Consider the following 13065-nt stretch of genomic DNA (forward strand, 5'->3'; position numbering starts at 1 on the left):
TACACCTAAATATGATCATCGCTCTTGTTAGGTAGCGGTGTTCGCCATACGATCGAAGGAAGTCGTCGAGACGCCATGAAAGGATTGCCATGACTCCCGAAGTGCAGGCGGTGCGCACCGCGTTCGATCGCCAACATCGCGCCTCCCGCGACGACGTTGCGGCCAGTGCGTCGATCCGTCAGGCGCTGCTCGATTCGCTGCACGACCTGCTCATCGAGGGACGCGCCGCGTTGATTGAGGCGATCTCCGACGATTTCGGCGGGCGGTCGAAGACCGAAACCGACATCCTCGAGATCGTGCCGCTGATCACCGCGATCGGCCACAGCCGTGCACGCCTGAAGACATGGATGCGCGACTCGCCGCGTCGCGTCGACCTCAGTCTGCAACCGGGCACCGCGTGGGTCCGCTACGAGCCGCTCGGCGTGATCGGCGTGATCGCGCCCTGGAACTATCCGTTGTTCCTGACGCTGGGACCGGCGATCGATGCGCTGGCGGCAGGCAACCGCGTGATCGTCAAGCCGTCCGAAGCCTCCCCGGCGTTCGCCGCCCTGCTGGCACGCCTCGTGGCGGACCGGTTCGACGCCGATCGCCTGACGGTCGTGCAGGGCGGCGTCGCGGTGTCGCAGGCCTTGTCGGGACTGCCGCTCGATCACCTCGTCTTCACCGGATCGACCGATGTCGGGCGTCATATCCTGCGCGCCGCCGCCGATCATCTGACGCCGGTGACGCTGGAGCTTGGCGGCAAGTCACCGGCGATCGTCGCCCCCGATTTCGCGATCGACCGCGCCGCCAGGTCGATCGCCTTCGGTCGCTATCTCAATGCCGGCCAGACCTGCGTCGCCCCCGATTACGCACTGGTGCCGGCCGCCTCGGCACGCCGGTTCGCGGACGGCGTGCTGTCCGCCGCCGTGCACCGCTACCGGACGATCGAACGCAATGGCGACTACAGCAACATCATCGACGCGCGGCACCACCAGCGGCTGACCGACGCGATCGAGGAGGCGCGGCGCGGTGGTGCGGAGATCCTAACCCACCCGGCGCCGGCCCCGACCGGGCACCGGATCGCGCCGACGGTGGTGCTCGGCGCGCCCGACGACTGCACGCTGATGCGCGAGGAGATCTTCGGCCCGGTGCTGCCGGTGAAACCCTATGACACGCTCGATGCGGCGCTGGCCTTCGTCCGCGCGCGCCCACGACCGCTCGCGCTGTACTGCTTTGCGGACGGCGCGGCGATGCAGCGGAGGATCCTCGATGGCGCGACCTCGGGCGGCGTGACGATCAACGGCACGCTGCTCCATGTCGCGCAGCACAGCCTGCCGTTCGGCGGCATCGGCGCCAGCGGCATGGGCGCCTATCACGGCCGCGACGGCTTCCTCCGGTTCAGTCACGCTCGCGCGGTGCACAAGGCCGGGCCGATCAACATGTTCGAACGGATTGGCCCGCCCTGGGGCACCGCCGCGCGGCTGACGATGCGGCTGGTGGCCGGGCTGAAGCCGCTCGGCGACGGCCGGTGATCTTCGCGGGCAAGGTCGTGCTGATCGTCGGCGCGTCGAGCGGCATGGGCCGCGGTGTCGCGCGACGGCTAGCCGCGGAAGGCGCAACGATCGTCGCGACCGCGCGACGGGCGGGCGAACTGAAAAGCCTCGCAGCGGAGATCGCGCTCGACCGCGGTGTCTGCATGATCCACCCCGCCGACGCACTGCGCGAAGACGAAGCCGCGGCGGTCGTCGAGGCGACGATCGCCCGGTTCGGTCGCATCGACCTGCTGCTAATGAACGTCGGCGGCGCCCCCGATCTTGACCTGCGGACGATCGGCGTCGGCGCGGTCAAAGACTATATGCGGAGCAATTACGACGTCTGCGTCAACTACCTCTTTCCGGTGCTTCACCATATGATGCGCCAAGGTTCCGGCATGGTCGCGCATACCAATTCGCTGGCCGGCTTGATGGGCGTGCCGCTGCAAGGGCCGTATTCTGCCGCCAAAGGCGCGATGCGGCTGCTGATGGACACGTGCCGCGTCGAGTTCGCCGATCACGGCATCCGATTCGTCAGCATCTATCCCGGCTTCGTCGCCACGGCGCGAACGCAGGCGCATGCCATGCCTTCGCCGTTCGAGATATCCGAGCAACGCGGCGTCGCGCATGTCGTCCGCGCGCTCCGCACCGAGCGAAGCGACTATCGCTTTCCGGCTTCGATAAGCTGGCTTGTCCGCATGGCCACCGTCCTTCCCCAGGCGATCGTGACGATGCTGCTTCGTCGGCGCCTGCGCGCGGCACGGACATGACACGCAGCCGGGTTTTGCGTTACCTAGCCGGCCCGACCCGGCGGCGACCCCGCGTGCGCGCGTCTCCGTCCGCAAACGGCCGCAACCGGTAGGACTGGACATACCGGCAACGGCATGGTTGTCGCCGCTGATGGCCAGCATGACCCGGTATCGTCGACCGTGATTCCCCAGCTCGATCTCCTGTTTCGCGGCGGTGCGATCGGCTTGCTGATGCTGGCGGCGGTGGTGTTCGCGCGGTCGCCGGCGTCGTTGCCGAGCCGGTTCGGCTTGGCGCTAACGCTGTGTACGGTGGTCGGTACGTTGGCGGGGTTGCCGCATGCGCCGACCGCGTTCGATCCGCTGCTCGATCTGAGTTCGAGCGCCGCGATTCCCCTGTTCTGGCTGTTCGCGCGCGCCTGGTTCGACGATGCGTTCAGGCCCAAACCGATCGATATGGCGCTGGCCGCGGCGTTCCTGGGATGCACGCTGTATGTCAGCCTGCAGGGGCGCGGACTGGCCGCGCCGATCCGTGGGCTCGATATCGCGGTCTATCTGGGGGGAATGGCGTTTGCGATCCATGCGCAGTGGCTCGCATGGCGGAATCGGCAGGGCGATCTGGTCGAGGCGCGGCGGCAGGCGCGAACGATCTTCGTGGTGTCGATCGGGCTCATCATCCTGTGGCTGCTGGGCAGCGAGATCGTCGGTCGCGCGACCGGCGAACTGGCCGTGTCTGGAATGACCGCCGCCGCCGGGCTGTTCATGGGCACGTTCGTGATCAGCGCGCTGCTGTTCGGATTGCGCCACCCCGAGGTTTTCCTGAGCGCGGATGCCGCCCCGGTGGTCGGCGAAGTTCCAGCCGTCGCAGCGCCCGAACCCCTCGACGTCGGCCTCGGCCAGAGCCTGGCGGCGATGATGACGCAAGACCGCGCCTACCGCGATCCCGACCTGACGATCGGGATGATCGCCGCGCGCGTCGAGACGCCCGAATACCGCGTGCGGCGGCATATCAATGGCGGGCTCGGCTATCGCAACGTCAGCGACTACCTCAACGAACACCGGATCGCCGAAGTGCGCAGCGCGCTTGCCGACCCCTCGCAGGCCGACGTGCCAATCCTGACGATCGCGATGGATGCGGGATTCGGCAGCCTCGTGATGTTCAACCGGGTGTTCAAGGAACGACTCGGCGAAACCCCCAGCGCGTTTCGACGGCGGCACCTCGAAGGCTAGCGAAGCCGGCTCACAGGCGTCGGGACCGGTCGTTTTCGAAATCGACTGGTCGGTTTCGAGGATCGGCAGGCCAGGATCGACCCGAATCGGCAGGGCGACCGCGTTCACAACGGGACGCGACGATGCCGATGATTTCCACTGCCCCGACCGGGCTGCCGAGCAAGCTGCCGACTAGGCTAATTACTGCCGGTCTGACCCTCCTCGCCTGCGCCGGCTGTTCTTCCGAGCCGGTCGTATCGCCCAGATCGGACGCCACGCTGGTCGACGTGGTCACCATCCATCACGCGGGCGGACAGACCGCGACATTCGACGGCGTCCTGCGCCCGCGCCGCGAAATCGCGCTCGGGTTCAAGACCGGTGGCCGCGTCCTCGCGCTGAACGTCCAGGTCGGCGATCACGTCCGCGCCGGGCAGGTCCTCGCCCGCCTTTCGCACGCCGAGGCGATCGCCGATACCGGACAGGCACGCGCCGACCTCGCCGCCGCGACCGCCGAGGCGGTCCGCGCGGGCGACGCGGCACGACGTGCCACCGGGCTCGACGGGATCGGCGCGTTGTCGGCAGCAGAGGTCCGCGACCGCGCGCTGGCGGCCAGCGCCGCTGCGGCGAAGCGCGATGCGGCGCGCGCGGCGTTCGACCACAGCCGAGCGACGCTCGCCGACGCGGTGCTGATCGCCCCAGAAGACGGGGTGGTGACCGAACGGGCGGTCGAATCGGGGACCGTCGTCGAAGCCGGCAGCACCGTCGTCAGGCTGGCCGCGGGCGGTCCCGAAATCGAGGTTCGCCTGCCCGAGCGCGTGCAGGTTGCCAGCGGGACGATGGCGGATGCGAGCTTCTGGTCCGCGCCCGACACGATCGCTGAGGCTCGGCTGAGACTGGTCGGACCGGCGGCAGACGGCGCGCTGCGGTTGCGGACCGCGCGGTTCAGCGTGCTCGGCGACGTCTCGCAGATCCCATTCAACAGCTCGGCAACGCTCACGCTGCGGATGGCCGATCCGAAGGCGACGATCCGCGTGCCGCTGACCGCGCTCGGCGCACGGGGCAACCAGCCGCACGTCTGGTCGCTGTCGAGCGTCGGCGACAAGGGCCGCGATGGGCGCGGCAACGGCGTTGGCGACCGTGTCCACCGCCAGCCGGTGCATCTGGTCGAACTGCGCGGCGACGACGCGATCGTCTCGGGCCTGTCCGATGGCCAGCAGATCGTCGCAAGCGGTGGCGACACGCTGTCGGAAGGGCAGCGCGTCGTCATGGCCGGCCTCGTCGCGGGCGGCAACTGAGCGATGGCCCGCTTCAACCTGTCGCGCTGGGCGATCCGTCACCCCGCGCTCGTCGGCTTCCTGATCGCGCTGCTGTTCGCGGCCGGCGCCGCGCAGTTCTTCGCGCTAGGGCGCGACGAGGATCCGACCTTCACGCTGAAGGAAATGATCGTCGCGGCGTCGTGGCCTGGTGCGTCGCCGGCGCCGATGCGCGCGCAGGTCGCGGACCCGATCGAACGCCGGCTGCGGGCGACCGAAGACCTCGATTTCCTCCAGACCTACTGCGTCGACGGTCGCTGCGCGATCCGCGTTTCGCTGAAGGACAGCGCGCCGAAGGACCGCGTGCCGGTGATCTGGCAACAGGTCCGCAAGCAGCTGAAGGATCTCGAGCCGGGGCTTCCCGCGGGGGCGACGGTTGCCGCCGATGACGACTATGCCGACGTCTACGGCTATGTCTTCACGCTGACCGGTGCGGACAATGCGCGGCTGGTGGCGCTGGCCGAACAGGCGCGCGACGCGATGCTTCGCATCCCCGGCGCGGGCAAGGTGCAGATCACCGGCGAGGTACCGCGCCGGCTATTCGTCGATGTCGACTCGCGCCGGCTCGCCGCACTGGGGCTGTCGCCGGACGCCGTCGTGCAGGCGCTGGCAAAGCGCAGCAGCGTCGCACCCGCTGGCGCGGTCGAGCGCTCGATGCGCGTCCCCGTCCGGATTGGCGGTACGGTCGACGGCGTCGATACGGTCGAGACCACCGCCATTCCCGGCGCGGACGGCACGATCCGCGTCGGCGACGTCGGCACGGTCAGCAACGGCTATGCAGATCCGCCCGACGGCCTGGTCCGCCATGCGGCGAAGCCTGCGGTCGTGCTGGCGATCGCGATGGCGCCGGGTGCCGACGGGCTGGGTTTCGGCAAGCAATTGTCGCAGGTCGCTGCCACGTTCGGCCACACGCTGCCCGCCGGCGTCACGATGACCCAGGTCGAGGACCAGAGCCAGAACATCCGCGAGGCGGTGAACGCGTTCCTCATCAAGTTCTTCTGCGCGCTGACGGTGGTCCTGCTGGTCGCGTTCGTGACGCTCGGCTGGCGGACCGGCGTGGTCGTCGCGCTGTCCGTCCCGCTGACGCTGGCGATCGTCGCGCTGTTCATGGGGGCGAGCGGGATCGGACTCGAGCGGATCTCGCTCGGCGCGCTGATTCTGTCGCTCGGGCTGCTGGTCGACGACGCGATCATCAGCGTCGAGGCGATGGTCGTCCAGCTCGAACAGGGCGCGAGCCGGGCCGATGCCGCTGCGTATGCGTGGACGCACACCGCGTTCCCGATGCTGACCGGCACGCTGCTGACGATCGTCGGCTTCCTGCCGGTCGGGTTCGCGCAATCGACCACCAGCGAATATGCCGGCGGGATATTCTGGGTGACCGGGTCGGCATTGCTGGTCAGCTGGGTCGTCGCGGTCGTGTTCACGCCGTATCTGGGTGTGCGGCTGCTCCCCGAGGCGCACGCGCATCACGACGCCGACGCGATGTACGACACGCCGGTCTATCGGCGACTGCGCAGCGTCGTCGATGCGTGCATGGCGCGGCGCAAGACGGTGGTCGCGGTGACCGCGGCGCTGTTGATAGCGAGTCTCGCGGGCGCGATGCTGGTCCGCCAGCAATTCTTTCCCGTATCGGACCGCCCCGAGATCATCGTCGACGTCAGCCTGCGCCCAGGGTCCTCGCTCGCGGCAACCTCGGCAGCGGTGAAGCGGATCGAGGCGAGCATCGCCAAGGATCGCGATATCGCGCAGGCTGACAGCTATGTCGGCCAGGGCTCGCCACGCTTCTATCTGCCTTACGGCCCCTCGCTGCCCGACCCGGCGACCGCGACGATGGTGCTGGTCGCGACCGACCTTCACGCGCGCGAACGCGTCATCGCGCAGCTGCTGGCGAACCACGCGTCCCCCGAGGCCAAGCTCCACATCCGCCGCCTGTCGCTCGGGCCGAGCGCGGGCTTTCCCGTCCAATACCGCGTGATCGGCCCCGATCCCGAAATGTTGCGGACCATCGCCGCACGGCTGGAGGCAGTGCTCCGGACGACCTCGGGCACGACCGCGGTCCAGGCGGACTGGGGGACGCCGTCGGTAGCGATGCGGCTCGATCTCGACGCCGAGCGGGTCGCGCGGCTCGGGCTCGATCGCGCGCGGCTGGCGGGTGACGTCGCGACCATGATGTCGGGTCAGCCGGCGGGCGACGTCCTCCGCGGGACTAAGCGGATCGGCATCGTCGTGCGCGGCACGGCGGCAGATCGCACCGATCCGGGGCGGCTTGCTGACATGGCGGTCAGCACGCCGGGCGGTCCGGTCCCGCTCGGCCAGGTAGCGCGGATCGGCGCGACCACCGAGCAGCCGATCCTATGGACGCGCAACGGCGAACTCTGCATGACCGTGCAGGCCGACATGACCGGCGACGTGCAGGCGTCCGAAGTCGTCGACGCCGCCGCCGCGCGCGTCGCCGCGATCGCGACATCGCTGCCCGCCGGATACCGGATCGAGGATGGCGGCGACAGCGAGTTGTCGGCCAAGGCGAACGACGCGATCTATGCGCTGCTGCCGGTCACCTTCGCGCTGATGCTCGTGCTGCTGATGATCCAGTTGCAGAGCATCGGCCGCACCTTGCTGGTGCTCGCGACCGCACCGCTCGGGCTGATCGGCGCGGTCACCGCGCTGGTCGTAACGGGCGCGCCGTTCGGCTTCGTCGCGTTGCTCGGACTGATCGCGCTGGCGGGGATGATCATGCGCAACTCGATCATCCTGGTCGATCAGGTGACGCACAATCAGGCAGACGGCATGGACCTGCATGCCGCGATCCGGGCCGCGACGATCGGCCGCTCGCGTCCGGTCGTGCTGACCGCGCTGGCGGCGGTGCTCGCGTTCATCCCGCTGTGCTTCAACATCTTCTGGGGGCCGATGGCGATCGTGATGATCGGCGGGCTGATCGGCGCGACGATCCTCACGCTGGTCGCCCTGCCCGCGCTCTACGCGCTCGCGTTCGACCGCACATCCAGCCTTCCGCAGCAGGACCACCACGATGCATGATCCGAAAATCACGCGGGCATTGCCGCTGCTGTTCGCCGCCGCGCTGGCAGGCTGCACGGTCGGCCCGAACTTCACGCCCCCCGCGCCGATCCTGCCGCCGGTCTGGCAGGGGGCGACCCCGGTATCGGCAAGCACCGATGCGCGCTGGTGGCGCAGCTTCGACGATCCGGTACTCGACGCGCTGGAGGCGCGCGCCGGCGCGGACAACCTCGACATCGCGGCAGCGATCGAACGGATCACCGCCGCGCGGATCGAACGGGGGCAGGCCCGCGCCGCCGGGGCGCCGCAGGTCGAGGGTCAGGCGGGCTACAGCCGCGAGCGGGTTGGCACCGCGGGGATCGCCTCGGTGACGCAGACGCTGCTCGGCGTCACCCCGACGACCGCCCCGCCCAAGGGCGTCGACTTCGATCTCTACAGCGTCGGGGTCGGCGCGAGCTGGGAGCTCGACCTCTGGGGCGGTCATCGTCGCCAGGCCGAGGCGGCTGAGGCGTCGGTCGCAGCCACCGAAGCCGCCGCGCGCGGCGTACGCCTGTCGGTCGAGGCAGAGGTGGCGCGTACCTATGTCCAGCTCCGCGGCCTGTGGGAGGAACGCCGCATCGCGCAGGACGGCGTGGGGCTCGCCGAGCGCAACGCCGCGATCGCACGCGCGCTGCTCGACCGCGGTCTCGCGACACCGATCGATCGCGCGGCGACCGAGGAGAAGTTGCGTGCGCTGCACGGCGATATCGTCGAGCTCGACCATCAGGCGGCCACGACGCAGCGCGCGCTGGCGATCCTGGTAGGCGCCACACCGGATACCGTCCCGTTCGACCGCGCCACCTTGGCACCGCTCAGGCCGCTCCCGTCGGTAGCGGCGCGTCTGCCCTCCGAGGTCGCGCGGACCCGCCCCGATATCGTCGAGGCCGAAGCGCGGCTTCATGCGGCGACCGCGCAGATCGGCGTCGCGCAGGCCGATTTCTATCCGAAGATCAGCCTGACCGGACTGTTCGACATCGACGTGCTGAACCTGGCCGATTTCGGCTGGAACGCGCGCAGCACGAGCATCGGACCAAGCCTGTCGCTGCCGATCTTCTCCGGCGGACGCTTGCAACGGCAACTCGACCTGCGGCGGTCCGAAGACCGCAGCGCCGCGATCGCCTACCGCCAGACCGTCCTCAACGCCTGGCGCGAAGTCGACGACGCGCTGTCCGCGACGTGCGCCGCAACCGAACGCGCCACGCTCTACGATCGCGATCTGGCGTCGCGGCGCCAAACGGTCGCCATGGTCGAGGCCCGTTACGCCCGCGGCGATATCGGCGCACTGCCCCTGCTCGACACGCGCCAAGCGGCATTGTCGGCAGAGCTCGCGGTCGTTCGCCAGCGCGTCGCGTCGGCGCTCGCGCACATCCAGCTCCACCGCGCGCTCGGCGGCTAGGCCCGATGCCGGGCATCGCCACCCGATCGTCGCATTCGGATATGCGACGATCGACCGCGTCAGTCCTGCTCGAGCCCCTGGATGATCGCACGGTTCACGTCGATCAGCCCGTCGATGTCGTCGCGACCGGCCACGACCGTGCTCGTGAAGCGATCGACCCACAGGCCGAGCGATACGATCGAGGCACGCAGGGAATCGGGCAGGCGGTTGCCGCGCGCCGCGCACGCCGTCGAGAAGGCGTTCCAGACCTCGCGGTTGCGGAACAGGATCGCGGTCAGCGGCACGCCGACCACGCCGGCATCGCGCGCGGCGATCATCTCGCCGGTGATCTGGCGCATCAGCCGGCATTCGGTCGCGCGCGGGCTCTCGGTAATCGTGCGCGTGCGCTGGTACGCGTTGAGGGACATCGGGGACGTGGACATCGGCTGCTCCGTTCGGTCTTTCCCCTATTCTAGGACGCAGCAGCGGCCGGCGGTGCCGGTTGCGTCCTATAAGATGGTCATGTCCCACTGCGGGGTTCCACACAGGTCCGCTGCGGGCGGCACTACGGGACGCCATTTAGCCGGAAAGCCCGTCCATGCAGACCATCCTGCCTCACCAGTTGCCGCACGCCCTGGATGGCCATCGCGGACTGTCGATGCTGTCGCTCGATTGTTTTGATACGCTGTTGTGGCGCGATACCCACAGGCCCGCGGACATCTTCGCACTGCTGGACGGCGTGTCGTCCGACCAGCGGATCCGTGCCGAAGCCGTCGCGCGGAAAGCGCGATTGCTGGAGCATCGCCGCTCGGGCGAAGTCACGCTGCGCGAAATCTACGCGGCGCTACTCCCCGACGCCGATACCGCCACGCGCGAGCGCTATGTGAACCACGAGATCCTGGTCGAGGCGCAGCATTGCTACGCGTTCGCGCCGACGGTGGCGCTGATGCGCGAGGCCAAGCGGCGCGGGCTGAAGGTGATGATCGTCAGCGATACCTATCTCGAACGCGATCAGCTCGAAACGCTGATCCGCGCCGCGGCGGGCGACGAGGTCGCGGACCTGATCGACCGGATATTCTGCTCGTGCGAGCATCGCAGCGCCAAGGCCGAAGCGCTGTTCGACACCGTCCTGCGCCAAACCACGGTCCTCGCCGACCGCATCCTGCACATCGGCGACAACCCGGTCGCGGACGCGGTGTCCGCGGCCCGTCACGGCCTGCGCGCGCTGCATCTGGTCCAGTTCACCGAGACCGCGGTACAGCGTCACCGGCTCGAGCGGAGCGTCGCCACGCTCGTCGCCGGGCCGGACACGGATGCGATCTTCCAGCCGCACCGTGCTGCGGTGGCGCTCGGTGAGCCCGCGATCGAAGATCCCGCGGCGGCGCTCGGGTTCGCCACGTTGGGCCCGATCATGACGCCGTTCGCGCACTGGATCGCGACCGAAGCGGACGCGAACCAGGCCGAGCGCGGCGGCACCACGCATCTGCTGTTCCTGATGCGCGACGGCTTCCTACCGCGGCTCGTGTTCGACGCAGCATTTCCCGATCGCGCCACGCACGCGGTCGAGATCAGCCGCTTCACCGCGATCGCCGCGGGGCTCGGCCGCGACGGCGCCGCGCGACGGTTCGTGGTCGACGAGATCGGCGACGGATCGGGCAAGGATTTTCTCCGCCAGCTGCTGATCGACGCGGACGAAGCCGACGTGCTGGTCGCCGACGCCGCGACCAAGAACGGCGCCTATTCGCTCGCCGAAACGATCGGCGCGGCGCCCTGGGCCGAGCGCATCGCACAGCGTGGACGCGCGTTCGCCGACCGGTTGATCGCCTATATCCGCGCCCTCGTCGATCCCGCGCCCGGCGATACGCTGATGCTCGTCGACCTCGGCTATAACGGCAGCGTCCAGAACAATATCGAGGCCGTGCTGTCCGACGCGTTCGGGGTGCATGTCGCCGGCCGCTACCTGCTGCTCGCGGAGACCTTGCCGAGCGGGCTCGACAAATGCGGCATGATCGATGCGACGACCTACGACCAGGGCGTGCTCGACGCGCTGATCGGATCGATCGCCGTTGTCGAACAGCTCTGCACCGCGTCGCAGGGGTCGGTGATCGACTATGCGGATGGCGCAGCGGTCCGCGGCATGCCCGGCATCAAGGGCCAGCAGAGCGAGGCGCGCGAACGCGTCCAGGCGGGCTGCGTCGTGTTTGCGCAGGCGGAACGGTCGGCGACGATCCGCCGCCATGATCGCGACGCGGCCACGACGACGCAACCGGCGGCGGTCGCCGCGCTGGCCCGGCTGCTGTTTTTGCCGCTCCCGCACGAGATCGCGCTGTTCGCCCGCTTCGAACATGACGCCAATCTCGGTACCGATCACATGATCACGCTGTTCGATCCGGCGACCGCCAGCCGCGGCCTGCGCGAACGCGGGTTGTTCTATCTCAAGAACAGCGACCGGATGTACCTGCCCGCCGAACTGCGTGGTCAAGGCCTGCCGACCAGCCTCGCCTACCTCGCGCAGCGCCGCTTCGGACTCGATCTGCGCTATGCCGACTTCTGCGATTCCGGGATCGATATCCCGGTGCTGATGGTCGACGGGCAGGATGCGTTCGCGGACAGCGTGCGCGCGACGCCGACGCACGACGGCTATCATGTCGCGGCGATCCCGGTCGGTGCATGCCGCTACACGGTCGGCGTGCAGTTCGGTCGCGAGCATGAATGGCTGCAGATCGAGTCCGCGCATTTTCTCCCGGTCGAGGCGTTCCTCGTCGGCGACGCCAGGGCCAGCGCCCGGGCGATCCCCGCGATGCCGTCGTGCGAAGGGCTCGAACAGGTCGCCCCGCATCTGTTCCAGTGCACCGACCCCGACGCGTTCCTGATGGTCCCGCCGCCGCCGCTCACGCCCCGCAGCGAAACCGTCCCGATGATGCTGGCGATCGTCTTCCGTCCGCTCGTGCCGCGCGATCCCGTCGCGCCGCGCACCGACCAGCACGCCCCAGTCCTCGCAGGAGCCGTGGCATGAGCGAGTTGCTGATCCATTCGATGGCCGAATTCTCCGCGACCATCCTCGCGTGTCTGACCGCCGCGGACGCGCGCGACGTTGCCGAGATCGGTGCGGAGTTCGGCGGCATGTCGCACCGGCTTGCCGATCACCTCGCGCCGATCGACGGGCATCTGACGAGCATCGACCCCTCCCCCGCGCCCGGCTTCGCCGCCTGGGCCGCCGCCACGCCCTGCGTCCGTCATATCGCGCAGCCGAGCCTCGACGCGGTGCCCGGGCTGGCGGGGATCGATGCGTGGCTGATCGACGGCGATCACAACTACCACACCGTCTCGCGCGAACTCGCCGAGATCGACCGGATCGGACGCCGCGACGGCAGACCGTTGCTCGCCTTCCTCCACGACGTCGGCTGGCCGTGCGCGCGCCGCGACATGTATTACGCGCCCGACCGCATTCCCGCCGAGCACCGCCATCCGCACAGCTACACCGCGGGCGCGTTGCTCGACCGCGACGACCTGACCCCCGGTCGCGGGTTTCGCGGCATGGGCCAGTTCGCGTTCGCATTGCAGGCCGGCGGCCCGCGCAACGGCGTCCTGACCGCGGTCGAGGATTTCGTCGCCGACGCCACCACCGACGGTCGCGCGCTGGCCTTCGCCTATCTTCCCGCGGTGTTCGGCCTGGGCGTCGTGTTCGCCGCCGACGCACCCTGGAGTGAGGCGGTCGCGGCGCTGCTGTTACCCCTGCACGACAATGCGTTGCTCGCCCGGATCGAGGAAAGCCGCCTGCGCAACTACCTCGCGGTAATCGATTGGCAGGACGGCCACATGACGCGCGACCATCCGGTCGCCGCTTAATGCCG

The 13065-nt window shown here is 69.3% G+C and carries 9 protein-coding genes; 8 read left to right on the forward strand and 1 reads right to left on the reverse strand.

What is annotated here, in order from left to right:
* Window positions 1-89: 89 nt before the first annotated feature.
* The 6 genes from ASF09_RS18240 to ASF09_RS18265 all read left to right on the forward strand — a co-directional run bounded on the left by ASF09_RS18240 (window position 90) and on the right by ASF09_RS18265 (window position 9232).
* On the forward strand, window positions 90-1514 hold the full coding sequence (locus tag ASF09_RS18240) for a coniferyl aldehyde dehydrogenase (RefSeq protein WP_060527493.1): 1425 nt from the start codon (window positions 90-92) through the stop codon (window positions 1512-1514).
* Complete coding sequence (locus ASF09_RS18245) at window positions 1511-2284, forward strand: SDR family NAD(P)-dependent oxidoreductase (protein ID WP_060527494.1); 774 nt, start codon at window positions 1511-1513, stop codon at window positions 2282-2284. The genes ASF09_RS18240 and ASF09_RS18245 overlap by 4 nt, the downstream gene beginning before the upstream one ends.
* Before the next feature lie 114 nt (window positions 2285-2398).
* Complete coding sequence (locus tag ASF09_RS18250) at window positions 2399-3490, forward strand: AraC family transcriptional regulator (protein ID WP_060527495.1); 1092 nt, start codon at window positions 2399-2401, stop codon at window positions 3488-3490.
* A gap of 122 nt (window positions 3491-3612) precedes the next feature.
* The gene (locus ASF09_RS18255) at window positions 3613-4764 is read left to right on the forward strand and encodes an efflux RND transporter periplasmic adaptor subunit (protein ID WP_082444448.1); all 1152 of its coding nucleotides are present in this window, start codon (window positions 3613-3615) and stop codon (window positions 4762-4764) included.
* Between the two features lie 3 nt (window positions 4765-4767).
* Window positions 4768-7818, forward strand: a complete 3051-nt coding sequence (locus ASF09_RS18260) for an efflux RND transporter permease subunit (protein ID WP_060527497.1) — start codon at window positions 4768-4770, stop codon at window positions 7816-7818.
* Window positions 7811-9232 (forward strand): efflux transporter outer membrane subunit, encoded by a 1422-nt coding sequence (locus ASF09_RS18265; protein WP_060527498.1) that lies wholly within the window; start codon window positions 7811-7813, stop codon window positions 9230-9232. The genes ASF09_RS18260 and ASF09_RS18265 overlap by 8 nt, the downstream gene beginning before the upstream one ends.
* Before the next feature lie 59 nt (window positions 9233-9291).
* On the opposite strand, the gene ASF09_RS18270 is transcribed toward ASF09_RS18265, so the two are convergent.
* Window positions 9292-9654: a flagellar biosynthesis regulator FlaF gene (locus ASF09_RS18270; protein ID WP_404969223.1), complete on the reverse strand. Its 363-nt coding sequence runs from the start codon at window positions 9652-9654 to the stop codon at window positions 9292-9294.
* Between the two features lie 155 nt (window positions 9655-9809).
* Here ASF09_RS18270 and ASF09_RS18275 point away from each other — a divergent pair, with 155 nt between their 5' ends.
* The gene (locus ASF09_RS18275) at window positions 9810-12227 is read left to right on the forward strand and encodes an HAD family hydrolase (RefSeq protein ID WP_060527499.1); all 2418 of its coding nucleotides are present in this window, start codon (window positions 9810-9812) and stop codon (window positions 12225-12227) included.
* On the forward strand, window positions 12224-13060 hold the full coding sequence (locus ASF09_RS18280; protein WP_060527500.1) for a class I SAM-dependent methyltransferase: 837 nt from the start codon (window positions 12224-12226) through the stop codon (window positions 13058-13060). Before ASF09_RS18275 ends, ASF09_RS18280 begins: the two co-directional genes overlap by 4 nt.
* Window positions 13061-13065: the final 5 nt, after the last annotated feature.

Origin of the sequence: Sphingomonas sp. Leaf242, from assembly GCF_001422045.1 — a bacterium.
Lineage (GTDB): Bacteria > Pseudomonadota > Alphaproteobacteria > Sphingomonadales > Sphingomonadaceae > Sphingomonas.

Bases quoted from the DNA above. Each gene is read 5' to 3' on its own strand.
- ASF09_RS18240 (WP_060527493.1), top strand. From the start codon at position 90: ATGACTCCCGAAGTGCAGGCGGTGCGCACCGCGTTCGATCGCCAACAT.
- ASF09_RS18250 (WP_060527495.1), top strand. From the start codon at position 2,399: ATGGTTGTCGCCGCTGATGGCCAGCATGACCCGGTATCGTCGACCGTG.
- ASF09_RS18255 (WP_082444448.1), top strand. From the start codon at position 3,613: ATGCCGATGATTTCCACTGCCCCGACCGGGCTGCCGAGCAAGCTGCCG.
- ASF09_RS18260 (WP_060527497.1), top strand. From the start codon at position 4,768: ATGGCCCGCTTCAACCTGTCGCGCTGGGCGATCCGTCACCCCGCGCTC.
- ASF09_RS18265 (WP_060527498.1), top strand. From the start codon at position 7,811: ATGCATGATCCGAAAATCACGCGGGCATTGCCGCTGCTGTTCGCCGCC.
- ASF09_RS18270 (WP_404969223.1), bottom strand. From the start codon at position 9,654: ATGTCCACGTCCCCGATGTCCCTCAACGCGTACCAGCGCACGCGCACG.
- ASF09_RS18275 (WP_060527499.1), top strand. From the start codon at position 9,810: ATGCAGACCATCCTGCCTCACCAGTTGCCGCACGCCCTGGATGGCCAT.
- ASF09_RS18280 (WP_060527500.1), top strand. From the start codon at position 12,224: ATGAGCGAGTTGCTGATCCATTCGATGGCCGAATTCTCCGCGACCATC.